This window comes from Nostoc sp. JL34 (genome assembly GCF_017114945.1).
Classification (GTDB): domain Bacteria; phylum Cyanobacteriota; class Cyanobacteriia; order Cyanobacteriales; family Nostocaceae; genus Nostoc.
Window position 1 is genome coordinate 1 of record NZ_JABXKQ010000176.1, and the last position, 16,772, is coordinate 16,772.

15 protein-coding genes, 1 other RNA gene and 1 pseudogene are annotated in these 16,772 nt (G+C 42.5%); 5 read left to right on the forward strand and 12 right to left on the reverse strand.

What is annotated here, in order from left to right; translation table 11 throughout:
• The 3 genes from HWQ44_RS31835 to HWQ44_RS31845 form a co-directional block, all read right to left on the reverse strand.
• Nucleotides 1–990 (reverse strand): Gfo/Idh/MocA family oxidoreductase (locus HWQ44_RS31835; RefSeq protein WP_292726230.1); only part of this gene is annotated, 990 nt, incomplete at its 3' end.
• Between the two features lie 123 nt (nucleotides 991–1,113).
• Nucleotides 1,114–1,833 (reverse strand): ribonuclease III, encoded by a 720-nt coding sequence (rnc, locus tag HWQ44_RS31840; RefSeq protein ID WP_292726232.1) that lies wholly within the window; start codon nucleotides 1,831–1,833, stop codon nucleotides 1,114–1,116.
• Between the two features lie 132 nt (nucleotides 1,834–1,965).
• Nucleotides 1,966–2,148 carry a hypothetical protein gene (locus HWQ44_RS31845; protein WP_099104126.1) on the reverse strand — a complete coding sequence of 61 codons (183 nt, stop codon included), beginning with the start codon at nucleotides 2,146–2,148 and terminating at the stop codon, nucleotides 1,966–1,968.
• Between the two features lie 128 nt (nucleotides 2,149–2,276).
• Between HWQ44_RS31845 and HWQ44_RS31850 the strand changes: the two genes are divergently transcribed.
• A complete protein-coding gene (locus tag HWQ44_RS31850; protein ID WP_292726235.1) occupies nucleotides 2,277–2,660 on the forward strand; it encodes a hypothetical protein in 384 nt (127 codons plus the stop codon).
• Between the two features lie 140 nt (nucleotides 2,661–2,800).
• On the opposite strand, the gene rnpB is transcribed toward HWQ44_RS31850, so the two are convergent.
• The 4 genes from rnpB to groL all read right to left on the reverse strand — a co-directional run bounded on the left by rnpB (nucleotide 2,801) and on the right by groL (nucleotide 7,144).
• Nucleotides 2,801–3,231: RNase P RNA component class A (rnpB, locus tag HWQ44_RS31855), an RNA gene on the reverse strand.
• A 49-nt stretch (nucleotides 3,232–3,280) separates the two neighbouring features.
• Complete coding sequence (locus HWQ44_RS31860) at nucleotides 3,281–3,976, reverse strand: hypothetical protein (RefSeq protein ID WP_292726237.1); 696 nt, start codon at nucleotides 3,974–3,976, stop codon at nucleotides 3,281–3,283.
• A 64-nt stretch (nucleotides 3,977–4,040) separates the two neighbouring features.
• On the reverse strand, nucleotides 4,041–5,183 hold the full coding sequence (corA, locus tag HWQ44_RS31865; protein WP_292726239.1) for a magnesium/cobalt transporter CorA: 1,143 nt from the start codon (nucleotides 5,181–5,183) through the stop codon (nucleotides 4,041–4,043).
• Nucleotides 5,184–5,470: 287 nt separating this feature from the next.
• On the reverse strand, nucleotides 5,471–7,144 hold the full coding sequence (gene groL, locus HWQ44_RS31870; protein WP_292726241.1) for a chaperonin GroEL: 1,674 nt from the start codon (nucleotides 7,142–7,144) through the stop codon (nucleotides 5,471–5,473).
• A gap of 157 nt (nucleotides 7,145–7,301) precedes the next feature.
• On the opposite strand from groL, the gene HWQ44_RS31875 reads away from it, so the two are divergent.
• Nucleotides 7,302–8,384: an MraY family glycosyltransferase gene (locus HWQ44_RS31875; RefSeq protein WP_292726242.1), complete on the forward strand. Its 1,083-nt coding sequence runs from the start codon at nucleotides 7,302–7,304 to the stop codon at nucleotides 8,382–8,384.
• Nucleotides 8,385–8,682: 298 nt separating this feature from the next.
• Here HWQ44_RS31875 and fabG read toward each other — a convergent pair whose 3' ends face one another.
• Nucleotides 8,683–9,429, reverse strand: coding sequence for a 3-oxoacyl-[acyl-carrier-protein] reductase (gene fabG, locus HWQ44_RS31880; RefSeq protein WP_292726243.1), 747 nt, complete (start codon nucleotides 9,427–9,429; stop codon nucleotides 8,683–8,685).
• 605 nt (nucleotides 9,430–10,034) lie between these two features.
• Between fabG and trxA the strand changes: the two genes are divergently transcribed.
• Together trxA and HWQ44_RS31890 are read left to right on the forward strand one after the other, a co-directional pair.
• Entirely contained in the window at nucleotides 10,035–10,352 is a 318-nt protein-coding gene (trxA, locus tag HWQ44_RS31885; protein WP_292726245.1) for a thioredoxin, read from the forward strand.
• A gap of 371 nt (nucleotides 10,353–10,723) precedes the next feature.
• Entirely contained in the window at nucleotides 10,724–10,888 is a 165-nt protein-coding gene (locus HWQ44_RS31890; RefSeq protein WP_292726247.1) for a hypothetical protein, read from the forward strand.
• A gap of 403 nt (nucleotides 10,889–11,291) precedes the next feature.
• On the opposite strand, the pseudogene HWQ44_RS31895 reads toward HWQ44_RS31890, so the two are convergent.
• Nucleotides 11,292–11,553: pseudogene (locus HWQ44_RS31895) on the reverse strand (IS630 family transposase); the annotation flags it as partial.
• Nucleotides 11,554–11,948: 395 nt separating this feature from the next.
• On the opposite strand from HWQ44_RS31895, the gene HWQ44_RS31900 reads away from it, so the two are divergent.
• Nucleotides 11,949–14,279: an NACHT domain-containing NTPase gene (locus tag HWQ44_RS31900; protein ID WP_292726249.1), complete on the forward strand. Its 2,331-nt coding sequence runs from the start codon at nucleotides 11,949–11,951 to the stop codon at nucleotides 14,277–14,279.
• A 150-nt stretch (nucleotides 14,280–14,429) separates the two neighbouring features.
• Here the strand turns inward: HWQ44_RS31900 and cruF are convergent, their stop codons facing one another.
• The 3 genes from cruF to HWQ44_RS31915 form a co-directional block, all read right to left on the reverse strand.
• Nucleotides 14,430–15,326, reverse strand: a complete 897-nt coding sequence (cruF, locus tag HWQ44_RS31905; RefSeq protein WP_292726251.1) for a gamma-carotene 1'-hydroxylase CruF — start codon at nucleotides 15,324–15,326, stop codon at nucleotides 14,430–14,432.
• Between the two features lie 650 nt (nucleotides 15,327–15,976).
• Nucleotides 15,977–16,162 (reverse strand): hypothetical protein, encoded by a 186-nt coding sequence (locus HWQ44_RS31910; RefSeq protein WP_181932316.1) that lies wholly within the window; start codon nucleotides 16,160–16,162, stop codon nucleotides 15,977–15,979.
• Nucleotides 16,163–16,216: 54 nt separating this feature from the next.
• Complete coding sequence (locus HWQ44_RS31915) at nucleotides 16,217–16,525, reverse strand: hypothetical protein (protein ID WP_292726253.1); 309 nt, start codon at nucleotides 16,523–16,525, stop codon at nucleotides 16,217–16,219.
• Nucleotides 16,526–16,772: the final 247 nt, after the last annotated feature.

Below are 16,772 nucleotides of genomic sequence, written 5' to 3' on the forward strand. Positions count from 1 at the left end.
AGCAGCAAGAATTTCTACTAACTCAGTGCCTACCCAGCCAGACGAAACCTCTGAGGGAGTATTGTTGAGGATAGAGACAACAAAGGACGAACAAACCCGCCCCAATGGTTCGCCTGTTTCTAATTCCAGCACTGTCTGCCTTTGATTGACTGGAATAAATTGATTGCCCTGCTGTTCAAACTCACCATTCAGTAGGGTTAGAGGTGACGATCGCGACATTTCATCAAAAATCAAGCTACCAAGGCTGCCGACAATCCCCAGGCGTCTCTGTTTATCAGGATTCAGCCAGCACAGATGAATATAAGCTTGAAAGCCATCTGGATATGTTAGCGTCAGCCATACTAGGTCAGCTAGTCCCCGTATATCCGCGTCTTCCCCCACTGCTCCCTGTAGCCACACCGTACCCGTTGCTTGTACTTTCACAGGGATCTGACCCAACCAAGCGTTAAAGATTGCAATATCGTGAATCGCTAAGTCCCATAACGCATCAACATCTTGCCGGACAGGCCCCAAATGGGTGCGGGTGGCGTAGCCATAGCGCAAATCACCTAATTTACCCGCTTGTACTACAGTTTTTCCTCGCTCAACTGCTGGGTGAAATAAATAAGTGTGATCAACCATGAGTATTAAATGATTCTGCTCCGCTAACTGGCAAAGTTCCCGACATTCTGCTGGGTCGAGAGTTAGGGGTTTTTCTGCCAAAACATGGTATCCCTGTTGGAGAGCGTCTTTAATTAAAGCATAGTGGGTGGTAGCAGGAGTAGCGATCGCCACTCCTGTCAATCCTGGCACTTTCTTTAAATCCTGCCATTGGGTTGTTAATACTACATTTTCATCTAAATTAAACTGCTGCTTGACCGCTGCCAATCGTTCTAGATGGGGGTCTACTACAGCAACTACATTTACTTGGGGATGTGCTAAAAAATTTCGCAGCAAATGCACTCCCCAACGCCCAACTCCGATGACAGCAATTTTAATTTTATTTGTCATTAGTTATTTGTCATTTGTCATTTGTCATTTGTCATTTGTCATTAGTTATTTGTATACAAAGGACGAGGGACAAATGACCACTGACAATCAACTGATTATCGACTAATCGCCCTTATTTTAAGCTCAGGGTATTTGCGGATTAGATATTGCTAAAAAAGCTACTTTAGCTGCGGCTTGTTCTGCGGTTTTGATCGAGCGTCCCTTACCAACTCCTAGCATGTTTCCGTGCAGCCACACTTCAGCCATGAAACGTTCTTGATTGCGATGCGGTTGAGTGACTTCCACAACCCGATACTCTGGTAAAACTTTAAATTGTGCCTGAGTCCATTCTTGGAGAGCAGCTTTGTAATTTAGTCTGGCAGGATCGAGGCGAATTTCTGTTGCTAGTTCGTGGAAGTGGGGATCTAGCCAAGAGCGAATCAATTCCAGATTTTGAGTACTTAAGTAAAGCGCACCCAAAACTGCTTCAAAAGCATCTGCCAGTCGTGACTCTAAACCAACTTTATCAGCAGTAGCACTGCCAGCGACTAGTAAGTATAACTCCAAACCATAAACTCTGGCCAATTGGGCGAGGATGCGATCGCTCACTAACACCGAACGAATTGCCGCAAAATCCCCTACTGGACAATCGGGATAATTTTCCCATAATACAACAGCCGACACCAGCCGCACCACTGCATCGCCAACAAACTCTAGCTGTTCATAATTTGCCGAATCAGAGACAGTGGGATGAGTGAGCGCTAAATCCAGCAATTCCCACTTTATAGGTGCTTCTAGCGACAAACCAAATTTTTGGACTAAACTTTCGAGTTGCCGTTGACGGCGTGGATAGGCAAGGGGCATTACATGATAAGGGGAAGGGGGCAGGGGGCCGAAGGGCAGGGGGAGCAGGGAGGCAGGGGAGCAGGGGAGCAGGGGAAGCTATCTATACTTATATATCTAAATCTCTTGGACTATTACTCTAACAACTTTTTGCTACTTCTCTCTATCTAGCTTCTCTTGGATAGCTTGACGGCAAAATTCAGGAGGATCGTCTTTAGCTTTCACTTCTTCCTTCATTTCTTTAGTGACACGCAAATGTAGATATTCAGTTAGTGGTCGCTCTCTGTCCGTGGTGAATGGCTTTAAGTTATCTGGATTACCTTTATTTTTAGACATTGTATAGAAGTACAAATAAATTTATTCTCCACGTGTATATCAGTGGAGAATGTTAAATCGATGGGCATCTTAGCCTGAGAAACTTGTTGCCCACCGATTCCCACTTTTACAAGAGGTAACTCTATTTTATGTTTACGCGCACAGAATTAGAACTTAAAAGCTTGAGAGCGTTACGCGATTTATGTCTGATACAGTACGGCATCCAAGCAATAGGAAACCCTGCTGATAAGGCATCCTACATTAATGCACTGCTGACCTTCCCTGTTATAGCCTGCAAGCAAGTGTCGGACAATAAAGGATTGAAGTCTCCTATGCTTTCTCAAGTAGAAGTGCTAGAAGCGACACTAGAAGCTATGGGAACACCTACACCAGAACAGTCAGCACTACTCAAAGTGACTATGGAGGGAAAGAAGTTAGAGTATCCAGCCCGGTACACTCAAGAGAAGCTGTTTGGACTGTATCGAGTTAAATGGCATCTGGATACAGCATTAGAGATATTGGGAATGCTTTAAATGATGAATTAGCGATGTCTACGACGAGCTTCTCTACGAGACGCTACGCGTAGCTTGCTTCCCGAAGGGTACGCTTACGCACAAAACCCGTACAAAAAATAATAGAGTACAAACCGTCAAAGGTTCATACTCCATTAAAGGGGAGAGAGCAGGACATAAGCCGGGTTCTGTTCTCTTGCGAGGGCAGTTATCTATCTGGGACGTTTGTTACCAAACGCCTCTAGCGGCTCTCATTGAGCGGAACTGGTAAAAGACCAACCGTAGTTCCTATCGCCTTGCTCCCAACCGGGGTTTACCGAGCCAGCACCTCTCGATACTGCTGGTGCGCTCTTACCGCACCTTTGCACCCTTACCAAGTTGGGGATTGGGGATTAGGGATTGGGGATTAGGAAAATTCTTCCCAGTCCCTAGTCCCTAGTCCCCAGTCCCTAGTTTTGGCGGTATCTTTCTGTGGCACTATCCTCACGATCGCTCGCACTGGACGTTATCCAGCAAGTTTGGTCTTTCGGGAGTCCGGACTTTCCTCAAACCAGTGACTATGACTGATCTGCAACCGCCTGCGCCTACTCTCTCCTTAGATCCAGTGTAATCTTTGGTTGACGTAGTATGTTGACATGGCATTACTTTTTTTTATTCCAAGGTAGAGCGTAAGTCCAAGGTAGTTTTCTGACTGTGAAAGGACAATTGATAATGCTAATGGGAGGGAAATCACGACCTGGGGTTAGACCTAAACGCACCTCAGATATTCTGAGTACCAGTTGCAGAGAAAAGTCAAACTCCTTTCTTCTGTTAATAAAGTCGTTGTACAATTTTTTTTGCCCTTTTTGCAGCCCGTTGATATCAATTAGTGGTTTTTTTGCTGAATAGGTTCCAGCTACTTGATCGCGCTCAAAAACATCTTCTGCTGTCACTGTTTCAGAAAGTGTTTTCTTGGGAGCAATCAAGCTAGGACTTTGGGGTACTGCTAAGTCGCGGGTTAAGTCTGGTGATTTGCGAATCACACGACGCGATTGCTTAGTATGTTCAACTACTAAAGAACTGTTGTCCCAATCAACGTATACGGCAACATTATCAGATTTATTTTCAATGCTAATTCCTAAATCTTTCAAATCGTCAATTGGGTATGAGGGTTTGAGTTTAAAGGAAATTCCAATTTTATCGTCGAGATTTTGTTCTTTCAATTGCTCGTCAACGATTCCTTTTTTAAACTCAAATTTAACTTGGTCATCGATGGATTCAACCATGCGGTTAAAAACGTATGAGACACCGATAATATAAATTGTCAAAACTACTAAATTCTGGTCGCTACTCCTCATAACTCAGAATCTTAACTCCCAGTGCTAATGAATGTATATTCGACTCAACGCTCATCTGCAATTTTTAATTGCGCTTGATTACTACAGAATTTTGCAGCCAGCCTCGTCGCCAAAAAAAGAATAGCAAACTAAGTGCGATCGCTATCATTAGTGCCCAGCAAAGTGGGTAGCCCCAATACCAATTCAACTCTGGCATATTATATGGCGATTTTTCAGTATTGAAATTCATACCATATATTCCTGCCACAAAAGTTAGGGGAATAAAAATTGTTGAAACTATCGTTAGCACCTTCATGATTTCATTCATTTTATTACTCACTGCCGAAAGGTACACATCCATTAATCCAGATGCTAGTTCTCGGTAAGTTTCTACCATATCCATTACTTGCACCGTATGGTCATAACAATCTCGCAGATAGATTCGCACTTCTTCACTAATCAAATCACTGCCATCTCGAATTAAAGAATTAATTGCATCCCGCTGGGGCCAAATAGCACGACGTAGTTGCAGTAATTCTCGCCTAATTTGATAAATATTTTGTAGTGTTTGCGGAGTAGGTTTAACTATTACTTCCTCCTCTAACTCTTCGATTCGCTCACCATAAAGCTCTAGGACTGGGAAAAAGCCATCAATAATTGCATCTAAGACAGCGTAAGCTAAGTAATCTGCTCCCTGTTTACGGATGATCCCTTTGTTTTTTTCAATTCGCGATCGCACCGCTTCAAAGCAATCATGTTCTGGTTCTTCTTGTACTGTCAGCAAATAATTTTTTCCTAATATCAAACTCACTTGCTCACTATAAAAACCACATGTTCTTTCCTTTGGTACTACCATGCGGGCAATGAAAAGTAATTGATCTTCATAATCCTCTGTTTTGGGACGCTCCGGTACATTAACTACATCTTCTAAAACTAGAGGATGTAACTTAAAAACTTTACCCAATCGTTGTAATATGTCTTGACTACCTAAACCTTGTACGTCTACCCAAGAAACCGATTCTGCTTCCAGATAAGAGACACACTCTTCTGGAGTTTCTATTTGTTCGCGGGTGAAATGGGTTTGGTTATAGTCAATCAAGAAAATTATTGGTGGTGGAGCATCTGCATCAATAAAAATGGTTCCAGGTAAAGTTCCTGGTTGGTGATGAAACTCATCTTCATATAGCTTGGTGAGTAGTTTAGGAAGGCGACGTATTTTTCGTGCCATGCAATATTACCTAATAGTCATTTGTCATTGGTCATTGGTCATTTGTCATTAGTAAATAACAAAGGACATAAGGATAAGTTACACGTTATTTTACAAAAATTAATATAAAGACGGTACTTTTTAAATTAAGCAATTATTTAGGTTGCTAATTTGGTCATTACCCAGATTAAATCTGACGAATTACGAATTGGTATAACATATTGCCTCTGAATCAGCAATGCTACAAAAAAACAGTTTGCCTTGGCAAGACAAACTGTTTAAAAAATATTTATCTGGGTCAGCAGAAATTAGAACATACCCATGCCACCCATGCCGCCCATACCGCCCATACCACCCATACCGCCCATACCACCCATATCAGGGGCAGGAGCAGCGGATTTCTTCTCCGGCTTTTCAACAACGATCGCTTCGGTGGTTAAGACCAAGCCAGCAATGGAACCAGCGTTTTGCAAAGCTGAACGCACAACTTTGGCAGGGTCGATAATACCAGCAGCAATCAAGTCTTCAAATTCCCCAGTAGCGGCGTTGTAGCCAATATTGAAGTCGCTCTCCCGAACTTTCGAGACGATCACAGAACCTTCAGCACCAGCGTTGTCTGCGATTTGGCGTAAAGGGGCTTCTAGCGCTCGTTCGACAATATCAGCCCCAATTCTTTCTTCGTCATTTTGTAAGGTCTTTTTAATTGCTTCTACCGCCTTAGCTAAGTGAATTAGGGTTGTCCCACCACCAGGAACAATACCTTCTTCCACAGCAGCTTTAGTAGCGTTGAGCGCGTCTTCAATCCGCAGTTTGCGGTCTTTGAGTTCGGTTTCGGTTGCCGCACCCACTTTAATCACTGCCACACCGCCAGCGAGCTTGGCGATGCGTTCTTGCAGTTTTTCTTGATCGTAGTCAGAATCAGTTTCTTCCAACTGCTTGCGAATTTGAGCGATCCGCTTTTGTACCTCTGGCTTGGTAACACTGCCAGCGACAATTGTGGTGCTTTCTTTGTCAATGGTGATTTTGCGGGCAGTTCCCAGCGCTTCTAAAGCAGCAGTATCCAAACTTAAGCCGATTTCTTCCGAAATCAACTGTCCATCGGTGAGAATAGCAATATCTTCTAACAAAGCTTTGCGGCGATCGCCAAATCCAGGTGCTTTAATCGCAGCTACGGCTAGTACACCCCGCGCTTTGTTTACCACCAGAGTTGCTAAAGCATCACCTTCCACATCTTCGGCGATGATCAGCAAGGGCTGACCAGAACGGGCGACTTTTTCCAAAATCGGCACTAAATCTTGGATGCTGCTGATTTTTTTGTCAGTAACCAAGATCCGGGCGTTTTCAAATTCGACAATTTGCCGCTCGTTGTTGGTGACGAAGTAGGGAGAAATATAACCCCTGTCAATCTGCATCCCCTCAACTACTTCTAGTTCAGTAGTTAGGGATTTAGATTCTTCAACGGTAATTACACCATCTTTGGTGACTTTTTCCATTGCTTGGGCTAACATTTGGCCAACTTCTTCATCGTTACCAGCAGAGACAGTGGCAACTTGAGCGATCGCACTTCCTTCTACTGGCTTGGCTATTTTGGCAATTTCTAGTACCAATGCCTCAATAGTTTTGTCGATCCCGCGTCTCAAGCTAACAGGGTTACTACCCGCCGCGACGTTCTTCAAACCTTCTCGAATTAAGGCTTGTGCTAAAACTGTGGCGGTGGTTGTACCATCTCCAGCGACATCTTTAGTTTTTGAGGCTACTTCCTGGATGAGTCTTGCACCAGTATTTTCCAAAGGATCTTCTAATTCAATTTCCTTGGCAACAGTGATACCATCGTTGACAATTTGAGGTGCGCCAAATTTTTTCTCTAAAAGGACATTGCGACCTTTTGGCCCCAAGGTGATTTTTACGGCATCGGCAAGGGCGTTAACACCCCTTTCTAGAGCTCGCCGCGATTCCTCGTCAAATGCAATAATTTTCGCCATGTTTTATTTCTCCAGCGCTTCCATTAGACAATTTAGCACTCACAGCGCCAGAGTGCTAATCTCTCCCTCGGCTCAAGTTACAAATGGAAATAAAAAAATTGATTAATATACAGGTGATGCTCATATTAGATACTGGCAGTAATGCTTGAATTGGGAGATGAATCTAGACAACTCCCTTAAGTCCCTTGGTATTGCCGACCCTAGCGGCACCGGCTGGTTGGCAGTAGTATTTACATTCCTCTTGGCTTGCGCTGTAACTTGGCGTTTAATTCCGACAGTACGCAAATTTGCCTTGCGGGTAGGTTGGGCTGACCAACCCAACGCCCGACGACTCAACCGAGAACCTTTACCCAATGCCGGGGGGCTGGCTATCTACGCGGGCGTAATTGCCGCGCTGGTATTAGCTAGCCTTTTACGACCGATCGAACTCCAAAACGTATTGGCTCAGGTGCTCACTATTCTGTTGGGGGGTTCGATATTAGTCCTTGTAGGCTTTATCGACGATCAGTTCGGCTTACCGCCCTCTGTGCGATTGTGGGCACAAATTGTCACGGCGCTGTTGCTGGTAGCTAATGGCATCAGCGTCAAAGTCCTGTTTGGCACTCCCATCGACTCGCTTCTGTCCATGTTGCTAACAGTACTATGGGTAGTAGGGATTACCAACGCTATCAACTTGATGGATGGTATGGATGGCTTGGCAGGAGGAATTAGCTTTATTACTGCCATGAGTTTGTTAGGCGTTGCAGCCCAATTTAACAATCGTGCCGCGGCAATCTTAGTACTCGCAGCCTTGGGAGGTGCTGCACTTGGTTTTCTGCGCCATAACTTCCATCCGTCACGAATTATTATGGGTGATGCCGGAGCATACTTTTTCGGCTATGTGCTGGCAGCAACTAGTATTTTAGGAAAACTGCAACAAAACACAGTTTATGCACTAATTCCTACGGTTTTATTTCTGTTGTTACCGGTGCTAGACACGACTCAAGTATTTGTGCGGCGGCTACTAGCAGGAAATAATCCTCTGAGTACTCCTGGCAAAGACCACCTGCACCACCGCTTACTTGCTTGGGGACTCTCCCAGCGTCATGCTGCATTCACTCTTTGGTCAATTACCTTAGTTTTCAACTTGCTAGCGATGAGAATACAAGGGATGAGTTTGGCTGTGATGCTGGCTACCGCCACTAGTATTATCATTCTTTTGGGCTTTACTGTCTGGCAAAGGATACGCCAACAGCCTTAGTTACTTGTAGGGTGAGCATTACAATGCTAGCCCTACTATGTGATCCAAGAACTCCACCCCCTAAGAGCGCGATTAAATCAGTTAGCGATCGCCAGATAAAATCGGTGCGTTAGCCTCTGGTGTAACGCACCCTATTGGCGTGTCAAGACTAAATTTGTGCATTAGCAAACCCTTGTGGGATGGGCTTCTAGCCCGTCCTAATTGGCGGGCAAGATGCCCGCCCCACAAGAAAATTTATTGCAACATTTTAGTCTTGTCACGCTACTACGAAAATCACTAACTTCTAACTCAGAAATATTTACGCCATTACCATACCGCCATCGACATTAAAAACTTGTCCAGTGACGTAAGCGGCGGCGGGATCGGCAGCCAGGAAGCGCACCATCCCAGCAACTTCTTCCGGCTGACCGAAGCGACCGAGTGGGATGTATTTCAGAATATCTTCGGGGTTGTTGAGATTACTGGTCATGTCGGTGGTGATGAATCCAGGCGCGACGGCGTTAACGGTGATCCCGCGAGAAGCAAGTTCTTTGGCAACGCTTTTGGTGAAGCCGATTACACCTGCTTTGGCGGCGCTGTAGTTTGACTGACCTGGGTTGCCCATTTGCCCAGCAACGGAGGTGATGTTGATAATCCGCCCCGATCGCTGCTTGAGCATGATTTTACTGACGGCACGTGTACATAAGAAAACACCAGTTAGATTGAGGTCTATCACAGCTTGCCAATCTTCTGGCTTCAAACGCAACAGCAATGTGTCGCGAGTAATACCTGCGTTGTTGACTAAGATATCTACACGGCTAAACTTTTCGATGACGGCGTTAACTAGTGCATCTACTTGATCGCTTTTAGAAACGTCTGCTTGAATAGCGATCGCTTGACCTCCGGCTACTGTAATTTCTGCAACAACGGCCTTAGCAGCAGCACTAGAACTGGCATAATTGACAACTGCGATCGCTCCTTGTGTGGCTAATTCAATTGCGATCGCTCGACCAATCCCTCGTGATGCACCTGTGACAATTGCGACTTTATCTTGTAATAGTGTCATTTAATATTCCTCAATCTTAGAAATACCGCGCTAATTATCTTATGGTGATTTCGGGAGCATCTGAATATTGTCTGGATAAAATATAACCCTTGCAGGATGATAATCTTGCTGTCATGCTGCAAAGTAGATAGCTAAATAGATAAAGTTCTAGGTCGTTTTTAGCTAGATAGGTATAACTTAATTTACACAAATTAACTTTTTACTATAATTAAATATCTATGAGTTATTTTTTGTTAATGGATGAATAACTTGAAGCAATATATTGTTGATTTATTTATAGCTGCGTCACCGAATAGCCCGTCATATACATCACTTATATTGGATAGACTAGGAACTGTAGCAGCTACGCCTGCTGTAGACATCACTCTCGTGAACGCCTCTATAATTATTTGGTTAGTCAGAATAGGTTTAAATACATATCTAAGTAGATGCACAACCTAACATAATATATGTATTTTATTATAATTATTTAAGATTTTTAGCTGGCAAATCAGTCTATATTAACTAATCTAAATCTTTTCCCAACAAAAACCGATAATCCTATACCTATTTTATTTTCTAAGAATTACTATTGAAACAAACAATTGAAAATCGGTGTGTGTCACATGGCAACTAAAAAGCAATTTGACAGCTTTGAAGATATGCTGTCTGCTTCTGATGTACCTGTATTAGTAGATTTTTATGCTGACTGGTGTGGCCCCTGTCAGATGATGGTACCAATTTTAGAGCAAGTCAATGCCCAACTTAAGGATCGCTTACGGATTGTCAAAATCGACACAGAAAAATATACAGATTTGGCCACACAGTATAAAATTGCCTCTCTCCCAACCTTAGTACTGTTTAAGCAGGGTCAACCTGTGGAGCGGATAGAAGGAGTGATGCAAGCACCGCAGTTGGTGCAATATCTACAAACAAAGATTTAAGCTAACACTTAGAATTTTGATTTTGGTTCTTAGAGGCGCGAAATATCGCGTCTCTTTCAATAGATAGATAAGAATTGTGCGCCCATATTAATTAAATCACTGTTTGATTGAACTTCTAGCAGCTATAAGACTCCTATTTGATTGCGTGAAAAAACTCCGTACAACTAAGACTGATTCCCTACTCCCTGCCTCTGGCGCTTGCGCTGTACTTTGAATATCACGCAAATAAGTTTAAAAATAAAATCGGCTTGCCATAAAACCTTAAGTAAATGTTAAGCATATTTACTTATATATCTAGAGAAAGTAGTCTATGAATTGAGAAGACTATATTGTATAGATATAACAAAATATATTGACAAGTAAAATCATATATGAATAACAATCGGCAAAGACCTGATAAAGCCTATATTTGGGTAAATATTGATTTTGATAAGGTTAAACATAGAATAGATACGGTGACTTGCCAGATTGAGCGGGTTATACAAAAGCACCACCTTTCAAATCAAACTGATAAATCAGGCAAAAGAAATAATTAAGTTATCTGTAGAGCGATGTCTACGATGAGCTACGCCTACAAACTTTATTTTTAGTTTGGCCATTCGGTAAGCTCAGTCACCAACGTAGACATCACACTAGTTTTGCATAACAAATTTTGGGCAATGCAACTATATTTTTGTCAAAAACCAAACAATATTATTCGATAATCGTCCACTGAATTTCTACCTATTTACAGCACTTGCCGGTGTTATAAGGTACAATAACAGTAATTAGAAAACCAGTTTTTTAAATGTTGAGGATTTATTAATTCGAGTGCAACTGAGATAAGTTTATCAATCATTTCTGTTGTAGTTGGAGCAAAACTACGTAAAAAAGATTTTAGTTGCGACCCCCATAACTCGATGGGGTTAAAATCGGGAGAGTATGGGGATAAACAAATAACTTTTCATAGGCTTGTTTCCAACTTGTTATTGAGCCTAAAGACACATCTAAAATAGCTTTAATTTCTTCGTACAAGTAATCAAGGCACAACCAATTTGACTGCCAAAGCTTTTCTTGCTTCACGAGGATCACGACAAGCTGCTATAAAATCTTGTAATTCAGCGTTAGCGAAGCTCACCGTTCGCGGAGCGTCTCGTAGAGAAGGTATCGCAGTTGCCACTCCTTCAGGTAGTGTTGCCGTTTGTAAATGCTGATTGATCATTGTCTGCTTTTACACTTATCCGTATTATCTCGTAATCTTTTTCAAAAATCAAATAGCATTCCTATATTAGGTTAACTTTATACATAACCGTAAAGGAGTGGTACAATAACATCGACTATTTTATCTTACATAAAGTTTAGATTGCCGCAGCACTAGAGTTACTAAATATACCAAAGTTTTCTAATACACAGAATAAAAAGTTAAAAATAACACTTGAACCAATCATGTTTAACTGAGAATAATGGAATGAGAGGATATTAGCGGAAGATGCTTGAAATAAATCATTAACATTTAAAAATAGCCAAAATAGTTCACTTAGTTTCTAAGTAGTTCCGAAACTAGATGTGGCAATGATGTCAAATTGAAGAATTTTTATTTGATGTGTGTAAGCTTCTATGGTCAAGCGATCGCTCGAAGCATCAGTTACCGGGATTGAACAAGCCAAAAAAGCGTTCGCTCATAAAGGGTGGACACAAGACAATTTGGCTTTTGAAGTCAACTTAAAGACTCGCCAACCAATTTGGCGGTTTTTTAGTGGGCGTTCGGTTGACCGTCATATCTTTATAGAAATTTGTTCTGTGTTGTCGTTGAATTGGCGGGAGATTGCGGCTAATCCCCCAGAAGAATTTTCTGAATCAAAAGAACTTGGTGCTGCTGAATTTTTGGATATTGATGCTATAGTACAACAAGTGAAATCGCAACGCTTTGACAAAATTCAAGACCAGTGCGGCACTTTGCAGTTATTAGATGTTAGTCGCCCCGTTAGAATCGACGACATTTATATAGATGTCAACATTTTGGAGGAGATTGCAAGCCTTCAGTGGTTAGAGTTTGCTGACTTGCAAAAGTTTACATCAAAAGAATTCGATCGCTTTGGTTTAGGTGAAGTATCCCAAACACAAATGTCAGGGATCGCGGCAGTTCAAACTTACTCAAAGCTACGGGTGTTGGGTAAACCGGGAGCAGGTAAAACCACTTTTTTACAACATCTGGCGATTCAATGCAACCGAGGTAGATTTGCTGCAAATCGGGTTGCCATTTTTGTCACCTTAAGAGATTTTGCCGACGAAACGAGAGTTGCAGGAGAGTTCAATTTACTCAAGTATATTTGCAAAGAATTCCTCACCTGTGGAATTTCAGATCCATCTGTGCTGGAAAGTTTGTTGTTAGAGGGCAGAGTGTTGGTGTTGCTGGATGGATTAGATGAAGTGCTTCATCAAGAAAAAAAGGGTGTCGCCAATGAGATTCGCAGATTCTCTGAAAAGTATCAAAAGAATATATTTGTCGTCACCTGCCGCACGGCAGCTAAAGCTTTCAACCTTAGACGCTTTACAGATGTTGAAATTGCCCCATTTAGTCAAGACCAAATTGTTGCTTTTGCTCAGAAGTGGTTTACAGCACCTACAAAAACGAACATCCAGAATAAACAAGAACAGGCAATTGAGTTTATTAAGAAACTAGATTTACCCGAAAACTTACAATTTCGTAGACTTGCCGTCTCCCCCTTGTTTTTACATCTCGCCTGCTGCGTTTTTCATCACCAGAACAAATTCCCAAACCAAAAAATTGCGTTTTATAAGCAATGTTTAGACCTCCTCCTGGGCAAATGGGATGAAACTAAAGCAATTGAACGGGATGAAGTGTACGAAGGTTTCTTATTATCACAAAAGCTGAAGTTGCTGAGTCAGGTTGCTAGCGCGACATTTGAACAGGGTAATTACTTTTTTGAACAACGCATTGTTGAACAATACATTAGCGATTATATCTCTGATTTACCGAATGCTTCGACGGAACCAGAGGAATTGCAATTAGATAGTGAAGGGGTACTTCATGCGATAGAGTTACAACATGGATTATTAGCAGAACGAGTGCGGGGAATTTTCTCCTTCTCTTATTTGACGTTTCAAGAATACCTAACTGCTCAAAAAATCGTTGCCAGTTATAATTTACAAGCATTAGAACGGCCGTTAGAACATCTGGTGAGTCATATTACTGAACCCAGGTGGCGTGAAATCTTTTTGTTAACGGCTGCTATGCTGCGGAGTGCAGATTTTTTGGTGCAGTTGATGAAGCAAGAAGTTGACGCGCTAGCGGCTCAAGATCCATATTTGCAAAAATTTTTAAATTGGACAAGTCAAAGGTCTCTTGCTGCTCCTGATTCTGCTGCAATTCGGGCGTTTTATCTTGCCCTGGCTAGGACTCCTCACCTTACCCCGTACTTTGCCCTGGTCTGCATCTTCGATCGAGATATTTTTTTGGATGCGGCATTAGAGAACCTAGTAATGGAATGCAAATCTAATTTTGCCGATGTCTATGCCTGCAACGATGCTCTGAGTAGTGCTTTAGCAATTGTTCAAGATGCTGGCTTACATCAAGCTTTAGAACAACTTAAAGACCTACTGCCCGATTCAGAACAAAGTAGAGAAAGGATTCAGACATGGTGGCAAACAAGTTATCCTGCTTGGATGGAACAGTTAAAACCTGCGATCGCCAAGCATCGAAACATTGAGCATCACTGGCACTTCAGCCCACACCAACAGCAAGTATTGCAACAATATTACGATGCCAATCAATTGCTTATCGATTGCCTCAATAGCAACTGTGAAATCACGGGCGTTGTGCGGCAGAAGATTGAAGCTAGTTTGTTGTTGCCGAGAAAAGAACTCTCCAAGCGAGAATGGCAGGGGGCAGGGGGCAGGGGGCAGGGAGCAGAGGAGAAGTTGTAGTGAGTCTTCTGACTGGTTCCCAGCCTCTAGGCTGGGAACCCATTCTGGTAGGCTCCGCCTCCAGTAGCTTGACAAGAGGTAGAAGCCCACTTTAAATACATTCCCAGCCTGGAAGCTGGGAACGAGACGACACAATCCTTTGGGCTTTTCTTAGTGCCATTCGACTCTAGCTACAGAGATTTCTGGTGCTTCCATGAGAACTTGCACAGGTGTAGATGAGCCTTTCAACCACAGCAGCACTGCGGGAGTTACACCCAGCAACAAGCCTAGCAACACGGGTACAAAGAATCCAGCTGTTAAGCTCATGACTGTAGCGAAACCAAAATTACTTAAATAAACTGCAAAAGGTATATTAAGTTGCGATCGCTCCCAGTTAATTGGATTATTTCTCCACAACAGTGCAGCTACAGCCATAAATACTGAGCTAGTACCCAGCCACCCCGCAAAGTTTTGGTAAGGCATTCCAAAGAAGGGGCCTGGTTGTTGCCAATACCAAAAAGGTAGAGAAGTTTGACTCATTGCAGGATCGAGAACAAAATCCCAGGAGGTTAGTAATAAAGCACCCAAAGCGATCGCACTTATATGACGCCACAAGTTGGGTTTTTTGTCCACTTCTAAACCTGCACGTGCCAGCAGGTAAGAAACAAATCCCAAATAAAACCACGACAAGGGAATTGTAAATGGGACTAAACCCGCAATCTTATAACCTAAACCACTTAGGTAACTATAATGACCAAATGGAAAACCAGTACTGGTTCCTAGTAATTCACTTCCTAGAGAAATAAATACTGATGGCAACAGAAATGCTAAGGCGCGACCTAAACCCAAAATCCGCGTGGCATACAAGAAAACACCTGCCGCACCTAAAATCATATAAACTACACCGCCTCCTGCCATACTCCATTGGATGGCAGTTTGTGCAACCTCGGATAAGTTAAAAATTACTTGGGCATTAGGTACAACCAGTAGTATTCCTACCAATCCAAATACTGTTGACACGATATGACCAATGAGGCTTACGCGTTCAGCAATAACAAGTTGTCTCATGGAATTCCTTTTTACTCGCTGCTAATGAAGCGCTATTCATCCTAGCCATTGTTTAAAAATCTCCTAGCATTTATAGCGTTTCTCGTTCGGATGCAATACACTTTGACCTCACTTCCATTCCTCTCTTCTAAAAAGCTACGGTGTACACACAAGTCTTCTAGAGCTGCGTTACAGGCTTTTGATCCCCCCAACCCCCCTTAAAAAGGGAGGCAAAAAGCTCTCAAAGTCCCCCTTCTTAAGGGGGATTTAGGGGGATCTACAACGATTTTGGTTTTCTAGAAAGATGTGTGTACACCGTAGCCTAAAAGGAGAGAGGCTTTGAATTTTACTCCCCTTCCCTCTCTTCTCTACGAGAGGCTTCTCTTTCAGAGACGCTAACGCGAACCCAACGAGACGCTGCACGAACGAAGGGAAGGGGCTGGGGGTTATGGGGGTTAGGTCTGTATTTTATACAACTGAGAACCGCTATATTAGGGACTAGTACTTGATTTATAACCAGCTAAAATGAGCGTTAATGATATTGAACTCTTGCTCTAATTTGTTTGTCCAAATTGGATTTTTGGATAACTTCATCTCAGGAGTAACTATAAGTTTTGAAGTCTTTGATTTGTTTGACTAAATCAGAGTTGTCTTCCTGCATGAAGCTTCCCCTACTGTTCTGCTAGTACTCTGATTTCATAAAGTTCTCGCTGAATGAAATTGGATGTAAACATCAAGCGCTTACGACTACTGTTTACAAAGAAGAATCTCTGATTACGAGATTGATGGCTAAATTTGATTTGTTCCCCTCGGCAAGAGTAGATTTTACCCCGAATTAAATCGGTAGATTTAAACATTTTCCACCTTCTCATCCTCCTGATGAAAAACCTACTTACAGCAGAATTCAAAAGTCACAATTGGCTACGCCCCACTGCGCTAACAGAAGTAAAACAGCCTTTACGCCGGGGTTTGAGACTTAGATTGTTTACTTCACCAGCTTGAAATTTGCTGTATGTCGTAAGTAACTCTGCCTCGTTAAGGAGTATCATCGTTTCTGCACCAACTCTGCCAAAGTCAGGCTCTAGCCCTAATGCCATCTCAATGAGATACATCCATCTGCCATATTCAGGTGTGTAGCTCCGTACAATCCCTTCTCCACCAACAAAGCTCACCCATTGGGCATTGCGAAACTTAGGCACTTTCATGAAGGTTGCAGCCATGCGTAAGACTCCTCTAATTGATAGTTGATACCTTCTGTTTTATTAAAAAAAATCAAATATATTCTGTATCTTTTTAAGTAAAGATATAAGATATAATCTGTATCTTTAGAATGTTTTAGGTGCAGATTATACAATTTATACGTAATTAAAACGTTTATTCAAACATTTGATATGGCACGTCCTAAATCATTCGTGAAAAATTAGATCCCCGACTTCTCAAAGAAGTCGGGGATGTGGACACCACACA